Raw genomic sequence first — 14,394 nt, 5'->3', positions numbered from 1 at the left:
CCAAATAAATAACGTTTCTAATGCCATTTTGTTTGTTGTTTTGCCGCTAAGCTTGCTGTTTGAGGCGATAATTGTTTATCGCGTTGTCTGCGAATACTATACTCAACCAGAGCCCTGTTGGAGTGTTCAGAAAACAGAGAGTGACCAGGCCGCGCTGCGCGTTGTTGTGTCTCAGAGCCTATGCATACATTGTCAGTCATACCCTAAGCGGGGAGCCCCACTTGTTTATTCACTGGAGGATCAATAGCGGGTCAAAAAGTGGCCTGGTTCAGTAAAAGGTCAGACGATGTACCCTTGTTTCACAATCTCCGTGGCTGCATAGCTCTAGTATTAAGTAGTTTTCAAAAGGCAGTTGAGTTAAATATTCGGTCAGATCTTCCGTACCAATATTGTCACCATCTTCATAACAGCCAAAATAGTTGTCTGAGTAAAATTCGCATGTGAACTCGACTTCGCGTGCAGCATGACAATGGTCGTTGTGCTCGACACCGCACTTTTCGTCGACAATCTGGATATCACTGTTGGACACTGTTCGGTCTTCGCTTAGGTAAAGGTGGGCATCAAACAATACAGCACCCTCGGAGCGCCATTCGATATCAAGCGACTGGCCCGGGTGTAGGTTTGACTTATCGACATCAAAATCCTGAATATCCACCTCTAGGTGCCGATTTAACTCTTTGGTAAGCGGATCACTATTGCCCCCACAGGCGACTAACAGAGTTATGCCGGTGAGCGATCCGATACACTTTACATGTTTTGGAAAGTTCATAGGTATGTCCGTTTATAAGGTGACTACGTACATAATGCCTAACTGCGCGCGATACTTGCGTCCGACCAGTGGACTATTGCTGATTTCATTATCCAGTCGCTCATATCGTGCGAAGCCACGCACTGAATGGCGCTTTGCCACGGGTACGTAAACTTGAAGGCCGGTGAAGTAATTCAGTGAGCTATCCGCTTGGTACTGATATCGGCCTACCGATTCGTTGGTGTTGCCGGGCGAGACACCGAATACATGGGTTGCGTACTTGTCTTGCAACCAGTAGGCGCCAACACGGGTAGATACCTGCCAACCGCTATTATGTCGATAGACAGGTATGTCCGCCCTGAGAAGGGCAGTGCCACCTTTGGAACGCCCCTGAATATCTTGTGCCAGGCGTAAATGAAAGTAACTATAGTTAAACTGCATTCGTGCCGTGACTTCGCCTTTGGGGCTTTTGTAGCCGTTAAAAACCGCATCGTCGGAGTCGTACTTAACCAGTGAAAAGTTACTTTGATAGGTTTCATCGCGATAGCCCAGTCCAACCTCTACCTGAAGGTCAGATTGCATTAAGGCGTATTGAACCAGGCCTTCACCTACCCCAAACCCCCAGCGCCCGTAGCGGGCCGTAACATAGGGCAAAGGCGTCAATTCAACACCCACACCTCGCCAAGGCGCTTGAAAGCTAGCCCCGCCCCCGCCTACCTCAACGTGCCAACGGGTGTCCGCACTGGTTTTCGAGGCTAGTGTCAGGCTTAACAAGGTAGCTGTAAAAAGTAGTCGCCACATGGTCTAATCCCTATTTCCGGTAAAGGTTCCACTCAGTTTCGATGCAAAAGCTTACCCCTCGGGTCCGGTAATCGCATGTGTCAATTGTCATGAATTCATCCCCATTATGATAATGACATATGACACATGCCCGTTAGACGTTAGCGCAGGTACAATTTAACAATGTCGAAGAAAAATAACTTTTTAGCGTCTTTATACGAACTGCGAACGCTGGAGCGCATGCTGGCGATATGCACAGGTGTTATCGTGGCTTACTTGACGCTAACCTTTGAAGATCCCAGGGGCTGGGTGAAAACTCTGGCTGTGCCTAAGTATGTTATCGCCGCCTTGCTCGCCGTGGTAACCAGCTACTTGGTTTTAGAGTTTTTTTGGGGTGGACTGGAAAAGCTAAGCCGATACCGCCGGCATTTTTTTGCTGTGGCGTTTGCCGCCACCTATATACTGATGTTGCTGTATGAGCTGTCGTTCGTCAGCATTCTTACTATTCTAATGGTTAATCGCGCAACGCAAATATTCAGTTTACCAACTTGCTTAGTTTTGGCTGTTGTTCCCACAATGTCGGGAGGGCTAATTGATCACTATTACCACTCTATTCCCTATGCTATTCACGGTGCTATTTTATATGTACTTTTCAATTTAGCGATTTTGGTTATTGGGTTTGCGGTTATGTCTGAGCGCCGCGAGAAAGAACGATCTGAAAAACTGTTGCGAGAGCTTCGGGCCACCCAGTACTTATTGAGTGAGGCCGCAAAGCAGGATGAGCGATTGCACATATCCCGTGATTTGCACGACCAGGTCGGTCACCACTTAACTGCACTGAGCTTGCAGCTGGAGGTGGCGATTAACGCAGCTCCTGAACATGCATTGCAATACGTGCATCGGGCTCGCGATATTTCACGTTTATTGCTAAGCGATATACGCGCAACGATTACTGATATCAGAGCCAAGACCAATATTGATATAGAGCGCGCGGTTGAAAGCCTTTTACAGCCAACCGATGAAGGCCGTGTGTCTCTGAATATTCAAGACGACCTTGACTTGCAAAGCGCGACCCTGGCCGAAACCTTGTTTCGATGTGCCCAGGAATCGCTGACCAATGCGCGAAAACACAGTAGAGCCACAAGTATTGAAATTTCTATTTTAAAATCTCACCAATCATTCGGGTTTTGCTACCGCGACAATGGAGGGATTTCGGAAGACTTTGTTTGGGGTAATGGGCTAACCGGAATGAAAGAAAGAGTCGAAAATCTAGGCGGTACAATGGCAGTCGATTTCGACGCCCATGGTTTTAACCTGAATATAGATATTCCCAGTTAGGAGTTATAACCATGACAATCAGTGTCTTGGTGGTCGATGATCAAACCTTGGTTCGAGAAGGCATAAAGAGCTTGCTGTCGCTAAACAGTGATATTCACGTCTGTGGCGAAGCCTGGGATGGGAAACAGGCGTTAGATATGCTTCAGTCCATGTCACCGAACGTTGTGTTGCTGGACGTCCGTATGCCGGTTATGAGTGGGCTAGAGCTTTTACAGGCGCTAGAAAAAGAAAGCTTATCGCTTAATATTCTTGTACTAACCACCTTTGACGAGCACGACCTAGTGCTGGAGTGCCTGAGGCTGGGTGCCAAAGGCTATTTAAAGAAAGATGTAAGCCTGAACACCCTGGTCAGTGCAATAAAAACCGTAGCCGATGGTAAGAACTGGATGCAGCCAGTGGTGACTGAGCGTATTAGAAGTCAGGTGCCGTCCGCAGGTGACGGGCATAAGGTGATGACATCACCGCTTACTGAGAAAGAGCAGCAAATACTACAATTAGTGGCAGCCGGGTATACGAATAATGAAATAGCCGGAGCGATCTTTCGCTCCGAAGGAACGGTGCGAAATCAAGTTTCTTCAATTCTCTCAAAATTAGAGGTTAAAGATCGTACGCGCGCGGTACTAAAGGCGATGGACCTGGGTATTCTTTAGTCAATCTTATAAGTTAAATCGGGCTTATCGTTCTGCTCTTCTATGACCGGATATGATCTGTAAATCATGCAAAAACTAGCTGATTATTCGTAGATGTTGACGATCTCTATTAACTTTTATAAAAGCTTATTTCATAAAAATGGTGGCCGTTGGTCCTGAGTTTTCCGCTTAAATATAAGTTTAAGTGTGCTTTCGGTAGCTTTTAAACAGATTATCCGCGTTTTATACGCACGACCTTCATAATTTCAAAGTCTATGCCCGCTACTTTTTCCGTCTCGGGGTAGTAGGTCATATTGACCCGTGCTCCTTTCAAATTTTGGTAGTTTCCTTTGCGCTTAAACTTAAAAGGAACGTCACACCCCTCGACCATAACGGTATGCAGTATCCACTCGCCTTGATCGCGTTGCACATGAGAGACGACTTTCATCATCTCGGAGTGGATAAGATTTTGGTTTTTGTCGACAAGTTTTTTGGGGTCGGATTTCATGGTTAAATATCGGATATGGGAGTTTGAGGCTAATTGTATACTAAATGAGAAACAATAAAATGAGTAGCGCGAGCAAGGTTTACTCGTTAGGCGAGTTGTCGTTGGTCGCAATTTCGCCATCGAAGTTTAGGTGTGGTGATCGACAAGAATAAAGTTTTTTACACATCGCGAGCTTTCTGTTTGGTAAGCTTTCAACTCGGCCATTGTGATTGCCAGGTTGATTGTAATTACCAGGTTAACAGTTGCGCTGAATTCACGGATCAGAACAAGGAGTTGAGATGAAGCCAGTGTATTTGATCGCCCCGTTGGCATTTTCCCTATTGGGGTGTGCCGGTGATAGTGAGAATGAAGATGAAACCCGGGTGCGCCACGACAACACGGGGGAGTCATACGCTTATGAGATTGTCGAGTGTGGCAATAGCCCGCATACGACGATTGAGGAGCCCAGTCGCGAAGTGATTACCGACATGCACGAATTTCGCGAAGTATATGGCGTTACGGATTTAAACAGCCAAGAGGAGGTGCCCGACATAGACTTCTCCACCCAACAGGTTGTGGCGATTCACTCGGGCTGGAAGCCGAACCCCGGTTACGGCCTGCGCATCGATGAGGTGGTCACTCACGAAGGCTCCATTGTTGTGCGTTATACCGATATCCTGGCCAACAGTAGTGGTGACTGCGCCTACCCGGCCATGGTGGTATCACCCTATTGTTTTATCGCTATGGAAAAAAGCGATTTACCCGTGAGTTACTCTGCTATAACCGAAGAGGCCTCGTGCGGCGGGGAAGAATGATACCGCTCCCGGTGGGCGCTGCCAGAGCGCCCAGAGTGATTTACTGGGGCTTTACGTCGCCACAATCACTGCTTTGCCATTTGCCCTGATGGGCGATGGTCATTTTTTCGGGGCGGCCTTGAAAGTCGACGTTGGCGCTTGATTCACCCGAGTAACTTGTATCTCCTTCAAAGATTATCGAGCCTTGGGACTCGGTTTCGCCGCTGCAGGTAAACTCGATGGTAGTGCTGCCATCACTGGTGTGGCGCCCGGTTTCCCGACAGTTGTTGTTTTCCATTAGATCCAGGTGGCCCCGGGCGGCTTGCTCGGGTGTCAGGCAGGTTTTGAAGGCCTGGCTTTCAAAGTCGAAATTCACGCCTTGGGATTTCATCATGCCTTCCATCATCTGCCGCTGTTCGGCGGGCATGTTCTCCATTTGTTGGCGCAGCTGGGCCATCATTTTCTCCATTTCCCCGCTCTCGCTGGTGAATTCCATTTTGTGTTGCCATAGGCCGGGTTTCATATGTGGCTCATCGGCCTGAGCTTGGCCCGCCAGGAGTACCAGGGCTAAAAATGCCGGTAGAGTCAATAAACACTTATAGCTGTTCATGGGTGTCGTCCTTTTCGCCGGTGGATTAATAAAGCGTGTTCGCAAAGTGTGGGCCAGTCAACGGGGCAGTTCAAGCGTCGGTTTGCAGCGCGGTTAAGCCTTGCTGGGCATTTATGAGGTGCTACTGAGCACCGCCAGTATTTTATGCACTTGCTCGGTAATTTCACTACCCAGGGGAGTTAGGTAACCACCGTCAGGTTGGGTGACAAGACCGCGCTCGTGTAAGCGCTTGGCGGCGGCTACCGAGGCTGGATCGGCGGAGTGCTGGTGGACTTTAATGCCCTCTTGATTGGATGAGGAGGAAAACAAAGCGAGCAGGTTCAGTTCATTTAGCTGGTCTTGGGAAAATGGCATGCTGTACCTCTTATTGTTGTCTGGCGTGACGCCCGATCAAACGGAATTGATGAGTTTAAGCATAGACGGTCTTTGCCTCAATTGCGTTGTCAATTTACGTGATTAAAAACCGCCTGTGCCATTAGTTGAATATGGTTGTGAAGATGTATCCTGAATATGTAAGTATATCGGGCAGGCCATTGGCTACTTTTAGCCGATACACCTAGGCTGGTTAGCGGCTTTGTAGCTGCTTGGCGAGGATGGGGTTAATGGGCTGAATAAAGTGAATCAGGTCTTTGGCGTAAGTCGGCGGAACACACTCGCGAACGGATTTCCTTTGAAGAACACTGCTAGACCAAGCGTGCAGTCGACTTCTGGACCCGATAAAATCAAAATCCAAAGCTTCGCTAAACAAGTAAAGGTACCGAAAAAGTGGTGCAAAGCTAATGTCCACAAGGCCAAAGTCTTGGCCCGCGTAATAGGGGTAAGAGGGCTTGGCTAACAGTAGCTGCTGAACAGACTCTCTGATGCATAGCAGCTGATTTTCAATTTTATTTGTGTCACCGGATTTGTCATTGCTGGTGCGGACCTCATTGGTCAGTACGCTCAGTGCCAGAAACGTGTTGGCTAATGGCTCGAATGATGCGACGCATAGAAATGCCCGGGATTAATTAATCATGGTGGAATGTATTATTTGCAGTAAACCCTAACGCGATGATTTGCTCGACATCGCTGTATTAAGTCAAATATTAGGGAGCCAGAGTGGCGCCGGGAATGTGCCACTCTGAGCCAGGCCGTTAAAAAACTAGTTACGCTTTTAAGTGGCCTGGCCTCTGGGGTATGCGTTTACTGGTCTGCGACTAGAAACTTATTCACACTCAGCCAGTGCATAAACGCATCAAACCATTTGTTGCTGGTGCGATCTGGGTTACCTAAACCAAACCCGTGGCCACCGTTTTGATACAGATGGAATTCTACGGGCACGCCCGCGTCATACCAGCTTTGAATTAGACCGAACTGGCCGTGGAAAAGAAAATCATCAGAGGCTATGGCGGCAAACATGGGAGGGGCATCCTCGGGGACATCAACCGAGTTCATGCCGCCGTAAATAGGACCAATAAATGCCAGATCAACTTTTTCAGAGTTCAGGGTGGTATGCATGGTTAAACCGGCGCCGGCGGAAAAGCCAATCATGCCAATGCGTGAAGGGTCTACGCCCCATTCGTCTTTGCGTGCAAGAATCAGATCGTAGGCTGCTTCTACGTCCTGCAGTTGGTTAGCAAGATTCCAGCGGGGGCGCTCGGGGGCGTCTGTTTCGCCATCATCGGTTGATTCGGCGGCCTCGGCAAAACGCTGATTCATTTGTTGTTCAAAATCTTTTAGCGCCGGGGCGGTAGGTTGTAGGCGATACTTTAAGACAAAGGCGTTAATGCCCTGAGCTGCCAAAGCGTCGGCGACTTCCCAGCCCTCATTGCCCATCGATAGCCACATAAATCCACCGCCCGGAGCGACAATAATTGACGTGCCTGTGGCCTTGTTGGGATCGGCTAATACGGGGGTTAAAGTGGCTTGGGTAATATTGCGGGCCATGGGATCGCCCCATTGACGAAACCAGCTTTCCTCGGCGTCCTGGTCGTCTACGCCTCCGGTATTAAGGGGGATGGCGTTTGGCTCATCCGGCGCTTCCATGGGGTACATTTTGCCGTCTTGGGCGTTAGAAATGCCGCCGCACAGTGAAAAAAAGATAAATAGGAACGCCAGGGTTCCTTTGGCTTTTATAGTTAACATTTGCTGCTCTCCAGAAGGTTTGTTATTCATTATTTCGGGACGCAATCCACACGCCCGTAATGTATTATAGTCATACAGACCATATTGAATGCAACACCGGTAGAGAGCAGTCGAGCGGCGCTTTTCGCATTTGCCAGTAAAACAGTATTTTTATATAAAACAGTTGCTTAAGTAAGCGCTAACGTTTGGGGGTTTTACGGAAAAAGTAGCCGAGGTAGAACGGAGAAAGCTTAATAATAAGCGGGGTGGCGTTACCTATTCGACCCCGCTGTGATGTTGGTTAAAGGGTGCGGCTACAGGTTTTTATCCGTTACCGCCCCTTCGGATGCCGAAGATACCGTTTTGGCAAATTTAGCCAGTACTCCACGTGTATAGCGCGGCGCTGGCGCTTGCCATTTTGCTAGCCGGGCTTGGATCTCTGCCTCGGCAATATTCAGACTGATCTGGGCGTTTTCGGCATCAATAGTGATTTCGTCGCCGTTTTCGATAATGGCAATGGGGCCGCCGTCCATAGCCTCGGGCGTTATATGGCCCACCACAAAGCCGTGGCTGCCGCCAGAGAAGCGCCCGTCGGTAATCAGTGCGACATCATTACCCAGGCCTTTACCCATCACCGCCGAGGTGGGGCTGAGCATTTCGCGCATGCCGGGGCCGCCGCGCGGTCCTTCGTAGCGGATGACGATAACATCGCCCTTCACCACAGTGCCGCCCAGAATGGCCTCTAGCGCTTCTTCTTCGGAGTGAAACACCCGCGCGCTGCCGGTAAACACTAAGCCCTCTTTGCCGGTGATTTTCGCCACCGCGCCCTCGGGGGCCAGATTGCCTTTAAGGATAACCAGATGGCTGGTGGCTTTAATGGCGTTATCAAAATCTTTAATAATCTCCTGCTCGGCCGGGTAGGGCTCTACATTGGTGAGGTTCTCGGCCAGGGTTTTGCCGGTGACGGTGAGGCAGTCGCCGTGCAGTAGGCCTTTGTCCAGCAGCATTTTCATTAGCGGCTGAATGCCACCCACGGCAATTAATTCGGACATCATGTAGTGGCCACTGGGGCGCAAGTCCGCCAGCACGGGTACACGTTTACCGATGCGCACAAAGTCATCCAGCGTGAGCGGCACATCCACCGCATGAGCCATGGCCAGCAGGTGCAGCACGGCGTTGGTGGAGCCGCCCAGGGCGATGGTGACGGTAATGGCGTTTTCAAACGCCTTGTGGGTCATGATATCGGTGGGCTTAATGTCACTCTCTAGCAGTGCCAGCACGGCAGCACCAGCGCGGCGACAATCTTCGGCTTTAGAGGACGACACCGCCTCTTGCGCCGAGCTGTTCGGCAGGCTCATGCCCAGCGCCTCGATGGCCGAGGCCATGGTGTTGGCGGTGTACATGCCGCCGCAGGAGCCGGGACCGGGGATGGCGGTTTCTTCAATCTGTTTGACCGCAATGGTCGAGAGGTCGCCCCGGGCGTGCTGGCCCACTGCCTCAAACACCGAAACAATATCCGTATGATTGGCGCCGGGCTTAATGGTGCCGCCATACACAAACACCGAGGGCCGGTTCAGCCGCGCCAGGCCGATCATGCAGCCGGGCATATTTTTGTCGCAGCCGCCAATGGCCACCAGCCCGTCAAACCCTTCGCACCCGGCGACGGTTTCGATAGAGTCGGCAATCACCTCACGGGAGACCAGCGAGTATTTCATGCCCTCGGTACCGTTGGAGATACCGTCGGAGATGGTAATGGTGTTAAACACCACGCCTTTGCCACCGGCCTGGTCGGCGCCGGCGCAGGCTTCATCCGCTAATTTGTCGATGTGCATATTGCAGGGCGTGACCATGCTCCAGGTAGAAGCAATACCCACCTGGGGCTTTTTAAAGTCATCATCACTAAAGCCCACCGCTCGCAGCATGGCGCGGGCGGGGGTTTTTTCAATACCGTCCACTACCTTGGACGAGTGTTTGCGTTTGTCAGTCATGGGTTACCCCGTGGTTATCGGTGCGTTCATTCCCATACCTTACAAGGTCTTGGCTTGGGGAAACAGGGTTGAAGTCTTTGCTAGGTAGATCAGGTGATGCGCTTTTTAACTTTCACTATTTTTTTGCTTTTAAATCCAGATACCTTTAGCCAAAGCATTACCAGACAAAAAAAGGGGAATGGCCAGCCATTCCCCTTTGTTAACAGGCTTTAATTGGTCATTAAAAACTATAGTCTAACTTCACATAAGCTGTTTGCGGCGCGCCCCATACGGCGTAACCCCACGAAGCTTGGCCGGTGTTTTGGTAGGTAAAGTATTCTTCGTCCAGCAGGTTTTTGACGGCGCCGGTGACTTTCCAAGAGCCGGACTGCCAGGAGACGCGAGCGTTGGTGATGCCGTAGGCGTCTTGTTTGGACCAGGGGTCGTTTTCAAGTTGCAGTTCGTGGTCGTCTACCCAGGAGTAATCGGCCTGTAGCGTCCAGTTACCGAGATAGTAGCGGGCGACCAGGTTGGCGGAAATACCCGGTGCCGAGGGCATTTCGTTGCCGTCAATGGCGATGGTTTGATTGCCTACTTCGGTAATCAGGTCTGAATCAATTTCGGTATCCAGTAAGCCCAGATTGGTTACGATTTCGAAGTTGTCGGTAATTAAGTAGGTGAATTCGGCTTCCAGGCCGTGACCGTTGACATCGCCTAGGTTAGAGATGTCGGAGGAGTCGGTAGAGGCGTCCCACAGCTGCGCTTGAAAGTCTTCTAACTCATAGGCAAAAATAGCCATGTTCAAGCGCGCACGGCCGCCGGCCAGGGTTGCTTTGTAGCCGGCTTCGGCACTGGTCATAACTTCTTTCTTAACCGGACCAAATGCCCCCACGCTGCCAACATAAGAGCCATTGAAGCCGCCGGACTTTAAGCCGCGGGATAAGCTGGCGTAGTAAAGGGTGTTGTCGTTGGGGGTGTAATCAAGCCCCAGGCGACCGCTGAAGCCGGATTCATCAATGGTATCGGTGTAGTTGGGGTCACCGTAATAATTGGGTTCGCCGCGGTTGCTGAGTACGGCGTCTTTTTCTTCCCAGGTGTAGCGGGCGCCGACGGTGAGCGATAGCGTATCGGTTAGGGTTCGGTCGACTTGGCCAAAGACGGCGTAGGACTCGGTATCCTGATCCATATATTCATTGTGCCAATAGCCGCCGGTCGCATCGCTGGTAGTGGGGGCCTGGGTAATCAGGTCGCGATCATCTTTAAAGTAGTACACCCCCGATACCCAATCCATATTGTACATTGAGCCGCTGATGCGAAGCTCTTGGCTGAACTGTTCGGTGTCGGCTTTGTATTGCTCATCGAAGAAAATAACCTTGGTTGCATCAAAGTCGTCTTCCAGCAGCTTGTCCATTTGTTCAAGTGCAGTGATGGAGGTGATATCGAAGCTGTCGGTGGAAATCACCAGTTTGGCCGAGGCGCCGAAGGTTTCAATTTCGGTTTTGATGCCATCGCTGGCGCCGGAGGAGGCGTACTCTGGCCCCCAGCCACCGGCCTCTTCGCGACCGGTGCCAGCACCATCAATAGCGCTGATACATTCGCCGTTTTGAATGCGCGACACGGAGCAATAAGAGTCGGTATTTTCCGGGTCCAAATAACCCATATGCACAAAACCAACGGTTTGTTGATCGGCCTCACTGCCGTGAATATCCAACAACAGGTTTACCCGGTCAGAGAAGTCGATAGCCAGCTTGCCGCGATAGCCTAAGGTATCTGTGGTGCCCAATTCGCGACCGTCAAAGCCGTTGGTTTGCCAGCCGTCGCTATCGTTCTTTTTGACCGCAAAGCGGCCGCGCACACTATCGGTGAATGAACCGCTGACCGCGCCTTCAAAAATACGTTGGTTATCGGTGCCTACCTGTACGCTGGCATCGGCTTCAAAGTGTTCAGTGGGGTCGTTGGTAATATGGTGGACGAGGCCCGCCGAGGTGTTGCGACCAAACAGTGTGCCCTGAGGGCCGCGCAATACTTCTACCCGTTTCACATCGAACAGTTGCATGCCCGAGCCCGCTGGATTACCGCGATAGACTTCATCGACATAGAGGCCCACGGGCGCTTCCCAGGTGTCGGCAAAGTTAGACAGACCAATACCACGCAGCGTTAGTGAGGGGCTGGATGCCTCGCCAAAAATCGCGAAAAAGTTCATGTTGGGCACTTGCTGGGTAATTTCGATGCCCGCTTCAACCCCCATGTTGTCCAGAGCTTCGCCGCTAAAGGTCGACATGGCGATGGCAACATCTTGCGCACTCTCGGTTCGCTTTTGTGCCGTAACCATGACTTCTTCAATGGCTCGCGGTTTTTTGTTTGGTTCCTGCTGCTCTTGTGCGGAGGCTGATCCCGTATAGCCGGAAACAGCGGCGGATATAGCGATTGCGAGTGATAGGGGACCTTTGCTGGGTGTGGTCTTCAACGTTTGCATAGTTCTTCCTTATATTGATCTGACTTATCCAATTTGCGTTCGATTGAAAATCAGCGGGTTGAGTTTTTAATATGCGCCTAACTTCTTGGCCACAATTAGGTTTAGTATTGCTTGAATCTTATGTCCACTTTTATGAGTGACGTAAGAATATTGATTGTGCAGCGCCGAGGGTAAACCTTGGTTGCGGTGCCTTAAGGGCAAGGTGGCCTTGGTAAGGCATATATCACGCCAATACTTAACGAAATAAACGTTGTTCTGCTTATACGTTATTTTTTGATCAAACTTTAAAAGTGATGACCGTCGCCAAAGCCGCTACTACAGCCTAGTGGCGCGACACTACACTGATCGTTGCCGGGTTATAGAAAGTGTGAGATTGTTTTAGTGATATCAATCAGTGTTTGAAACTCTCCTTGTCTTTTTAGGGTGGGCTGCCCCGCTTTGGGGCAATTGTCGTCTGGTTTGCATCTCTGTGTGGCGTGTGAATATATCAAGTTGTGAAACGATTTACGAGTCGGACTTTATATCGTGGTGAAGAGTAACCAAATTATTTATGAAATTGCTCTTGGCTCTGCCGTCGTATGATTGATGTGACTTTGTTATTGTTATTCACACTGATTTATTTGGTTCTGATAGGTAAAGCCCGAGACAAAGTTTCCATTTTTAATACTAAGTGTTCATGCGCGAGCGCGAGGATCTCGCGGGTAGACTTGATTTGCGCGTTTAAAACAGGTCAATATAATTATTTTGGTCACTCAGGGAATTGCGCCATGAATGTTGAGACTCTATCGGTCGCCATTAATGTACCGGCCGACAAAGTATATGGTTTTGTCCGCGATCCTAACAATTTGCCGCGCTGGGTTCCTTTTTTTGAATCTGTTGCGCCGGGGCAGGACGGTGTCTGGAATGTGGTGACTCCCGACGGGCCGGCCGGTTTTGAGTTTGCGCCCGATAATAATTTGGGCGTTCTGGATCATCGCATTCGGTTTTCATCGGGTGCCACATTAATAAACCCAATGAGAGTGGTAGCCAATGGGGCTGGCTGCGCGTTGATGTTTACGGTATTCCAAAATAAAGGTATGACGGATGCGCGGTTTCAGGAGGATATGCGGTTGGTAGAGAAAGACTTAAATACCATTCGTCTGTTGTTAGAGTAGATGGAGCAGAGCGTTTTAGCGGGGGATGTGATTATTCTAGAACGCGATTGAGCGGATCAGGGATTTAACGCTGAGCGATTGTCTGTAAATTACGATGGATTGGCTAAAAATTGCTGAGGAATCTATTTTAATGCTTCAGCCCCGGGGCGTTTTCGGCCCCTGGGCTGAGCCTTGATTTATTATTTGCTTTCCTTCGAAGCGTCCCATACCTGTCCAGACGCTGCGCCGTCATTGGCGGGGTTGAACACTTCCACCGCCATTACCTGATAGGTGGGGTCATCGCTGGCATTGAAGTTATTCATATCGGGAATGATCCAGCCGGTGTCCGCCCATGCTTTAACGTGGTCGGCAAAAATAATCTTATGATCTTCACCCAGTGCGCGAGGCTCGGTGGGTTTGCTCCAGTACTGATAAAAAGTGGACGTACTGTTAATTGAGGGCTTTTGTTCGCGAATGGAGCGGTAGGTGGAATACTCAACCCCATCACTGACAAAAGTTTTACCGTATGTGCCGTCCTGGCTGGGATCGTAGGTCCAGCGTTGGAGAATATAGTACTCGACCAGATGTGCGGGGTCAGAGGTGGGCATGGTTTCGTCGTAGCCCCAACCGTATAGCGTGATATAGCTCGCGCCACTGTCTTCGTCAAAGCGATAACCAATCTCTCTATCGGGGTCCCCATAGTGCCAACCTGGGCCACCAACATAGTTGTAACCGCCTCCCTCCCAGGTCACCTTAAAAGATCCATCGTTGTCCAGGTTTAACGAGGTTGAGCCGCCGTCCTTCCAATGGGTGAAAAAGTAGTCGCCTACATGGCCAGTGGCATGATTCTGGGTCAGGTGTGCGCTCTGGGGGTAACGCTGGGTGTAAGCGTTGAACTTTTCAATGCCGTCAGGGATAGTCGTAGATTGGTTTCGGTCCGATGCGGTCGAGCTACGATCTTGATCTATAGCGCAGCTGGTGAGAGAGCCAACCGTTAATAGAGCTGAAGCTGCAAGAGGGAGAGAGATGTTCAAGCCGTGGTTCTCCTGTATTAAGGTTTTAACCCCGAGTGCGAAAGCGTAAGAATTCAGGGTGATCTGTTATGGTTTTTGTGACTATATCAAAGTTGGACCCCAAGCACTAGCAGGCTGTCGCTGGTTCTAAGTAAGGGGGCGTGGACCTTCAAATATATGGGTGACAAAAGAGGGAAGCAAATCAGCTGCCGGGTGCCAATCTTCCAGAGCGCAGCTATTTTATGGTGATAATCGTTATCATTAGTGCGTTTGGTTGGTTGCTGAAAAAGCTTGTGGTGTCGGACTCTAGGTTCGTATT

At 50.2% G+C, this 14,394-nt stretch carries 13 protein-coding genes; 4 read left to right on the top strand and 9 right to left on the bottom strand.

The genetic code is table 11. The features are described from left to right. Window positions 1-268: 268 nt before the first annotated feature. Together M6D89_RS10165 and M6D89_RS10160 are read right to left on the bottom strand one after the other, a co-directional pair. Window positions 269-769: a hypothetical protein gene (locus M6D89_RS10165; RefSeq protein ID WP_253967955.1), complete on the bottom strand. Its 501-nt coding sequence runs from the start codon at window positions 767-769 to the stop codon at window positions 269-271. 12 nt (window positions 770-781) lie between these two features. Then, window positions 782-1,549 (bottom strand): MipA/OmpV family protein, encoded by a 768-nt coding sequence (locus M6D89_RS10160; RefSeq protein ID WP_253967954.1) that lies wholly within the window; start codon window positions 1,547-1,549, stop codon window positions 782-784. A gap of 162 nt (window positions 1,550-1,711) precedes the next feature. On the opposite strand from M6D89_RS10160, the gene M6D89_RS10155 reads away from it, so the two are divergent. Next, window positions 1,712-2,866 carry a sensor histidine kinase gene (locus tag M6D89_RS10155; RefSeq protein WP_253967953.1) on the top strand — a complete coding sequence of 385 codons (1,155 nt, stop codon included), beginning with the start codon at window positions 1,712-1,714 and terminating at the stop codon, window positions 2,864-2,866. 11 nt (window positions 2,867-2,877) lie between these two features. Continuing rightward, window positions 2,878-3,516 (top strand): response regulator transcription factor, encoded by a 639-nt coding sequence (locus M6D89_RS10150; RefSeq protein WP_253967952.1) that lies wholly within the window; start codon window positions 2,878-2,880, stop codon window positions 3,514-3,516. A 211-nt stretch (window positions 3,517-3,727) separates the two neighbouring features. Here the strand turns inward: M6D89_RS10150 and M6D89_RS10145 are convergent, their stop codons facing one another. Beyond that, a complete protein-coding gene (locus M6D89_RS10145) occupies window positions 3,728-4,003 on the bottom strand; it encodes a hypothetical protein (protein ID WP_253967951.1) in 276 nt (91 codons plus the stop codon). A 278-nt stretch (window positions 4,004-4,281) separates the two neighbouring features. Between M6D89_RS10145 and M6D89_RS10140 the strand changes: the two genes are divergently transcribed. Further along, window positions 4,282-4,797: a protease complex subunit PrcB family protein gene (locus M6D89_RS10140; RefSeq protein ID WP_253967950.1), complete on the top strand. Its 516-nt coding sequence runs from the start codon at window positions 4,282-4,284 to the stop codon at window positions 4,795-4,797. A 40-nt stretch (window positions 4,798-4,837) separates the two neighbouring features. Here M6D89_RS10140 and M6D89_RS10135 read toward each other — a convergent pair whose 3' ends face one another. The 5 genes from M6D89_RS10135 to M6D89_RS10115 all read right to left on the bottom strand — a co-directional run bounded on the left by M6D89_RS10135 (window position 4,838) and on the right by M6D89_RS10115 (window position 11,929). Next, on the bottom strand, window positions 4,838-5,386 hold the full coding sequence (locus tag M6D89_RS10135; RefSeq protein WP_253967949.1) for a DUF3617 domain-containing protein: 549 nt from the start codon (window positions 5,384-5,386) through the stop codon (window positions 4,838-4,840). A 111-nt stretch (window positions 5,387-5,497) separates the two neighbouring features. After that, entirely contained in the window at window positions 5,498-5,740 is a 243-nt protein-coding gene (locus tag M6D89_RS10130) for a TIGR02647 family protein (RefSeq protein WP_253967948.1), read from the bottom strand. Window positions 5,741-6,565: 825 nt separating this feature from the next. Then, a complete protein-coding gene (locus M6D89_RS10125) occupies window positions 6,566-7,507 on the bottom strand; it encodes an alpha/beta hydrolase (RefSeq protein WP_253967947.1) in 942 nt (313 codons plus the stop codon). Window positions 7,508-7,800: 293 nt separating this feature from the next. After that, window positions 7,801-9,474 (bottom strand): dihydroxy-acid dehydratase, encoded by a 1,674-nt coding sequence (gene ilvD, locus M6D89_RS10120; RefSeq protein ID WP_253967946.1) that lies wholly within the window; start codon window positions 9,472-9,474, stop codon window positions 7,801-7,803. 220 nt (window positions 9,475-9,694) lie between these two features. Then, on the bottom strand, window positions 9,695-11,929 hold the full coding sequence (locus M6D89_RS10115) for a TonB-dependent receptor (protein WP_253967945.1): 2,235 nt from the start codon (window positions 11,927-11,929) through the stop codon (window positions 9,695-9,697). Window positions 11,930-12,507: 578 nt separating this feature from the next. Between M6D89_RS10115 and M6D89_RS10110 the strand changes: the two genes are divergently transcribed. Further along, on the top strand, window positions 12,508-13,083 hold the full coding sequence (locus tag M6D89_RS10110; protein WP_253967944.1) for an SRPBCC family protein: 576 nt from the start codon (window positions 12,508-12,510) through the stop codon (window positions 13,081-13,083). Between the two features lie 179 nt (window positions 13,084-13,262). On the opposite strand, the gene M6D89_RS10105 is transcribed toward M6D89_RS10110, so the two are convergent. Next, window positions 13,263-14,096 (bottom strand): glycoside hydrolase family 11 protein, encoded by an 834-nt coding sequence (locus M6D89_RS10105; protein WP_253967943.1) that lies wholly within the window; start codon window positions 14,094-14,096, stop codon window positions 13,263-13,265. Between the last annotated feature and the right edge of the window lie 298 nt (window positions 14,097-14,394).

This window comes from Gilvimarinus xylanilyticus (assembly GCF_024195295.1).
GTDB classification, from domain to species: domain Bacteria; phylum Pseudomonadota; class Gammaproteobacteria; order Pseudomonadales; family Cellvibrionaceae; genus Gilvimarinus; species Gilvimarinus xylanilyticus.
Note: the sequence above shows the minus strand (reverse complement) of the source record. Positions and strands in the feature narration are given on the sequence as shown.

Coding starts and splice junctions, on each gene's coding strand:
- M6D89_RS10110 (WP_253967944.1), top strand. CDS start 12,508: ATGATTGATGTGACTTTGTTATTGTTATTCACACTGATTTATTTGGTT.
- M6D89_RS10135 (WP_253967949.1), bottom strand. CDS start 5,386: ATGAACAGCTATAAGTGTTTATTGACTCTACCGGCATTTTTAGCCCTG.
- ilvD (WP_253967946.1), bottom strand. CDS start 9,474: ATGACTGACAAACGCAAACACTCGTCCAAGGTAGTGGACGGTATTGAA.
- M6D89_RS10160 (WP_253967954.1), bottom strand. CDS start 1,549: ATGTGGCGACTACTTTTTACAGCTACCTTGTTAAGCCTGACACTAGCC.
- M6D89_RS10125 (WP_253967947.1), bottom strand. CDS start 7,507: ATGTTAACTATAAAAGCCAAAGGAACCCTGGCGTTCCTATTTATCTTT.
- M6D89_RS10165 (WP_253967955.1), bottom strand. CDS start 769: ATGAACTTTCCAAAACATGTAAAGTGTATCGGATCGCTCACCGGCATA.
- M6D89_RS10140 (WP_253967950.1), top strand. CDS start 4,282: ATGAAGCCAGTGTATTTGATCGCCCCGTTGGCATTTTCCCTATTGGGG.
- M6D89_RS10150 (WP_253967952.1), top strand. CDS start 2,878: ATGACAATCAGTGTCTTGGTGGTCGATGATCAAACCTTGGTTCGAGAA.
- M6D89_RS10155 (WP_253967953.1), top strand. CDS start 1,712: ATGTCGAAGAAAAATAACTTTTTAGCGTCTTTATACGAACTGCGAACG.
- M6D89_RS10145 (WP_253967951.1), bottom strand. CDS start 4,003: ATGAAATCCGACCCCAAAAAACTTGTCGACAAAAACCAAAATCTTATC.
- M6D89_RS10115 (WP_253967945.1), bottom strand. CDS start 11,929: ATGCAAACGTTGAAGACCACACCCAGCAAAGGTCCCCTATCACTCGCA.
- M6D89_RS10130 (WP_253967948.1), bottom strand. CDS start 5,740: ATGCCATTTTCCCAAGACCAGCTAAATGAACTGAACCTGCTCGCTTTG.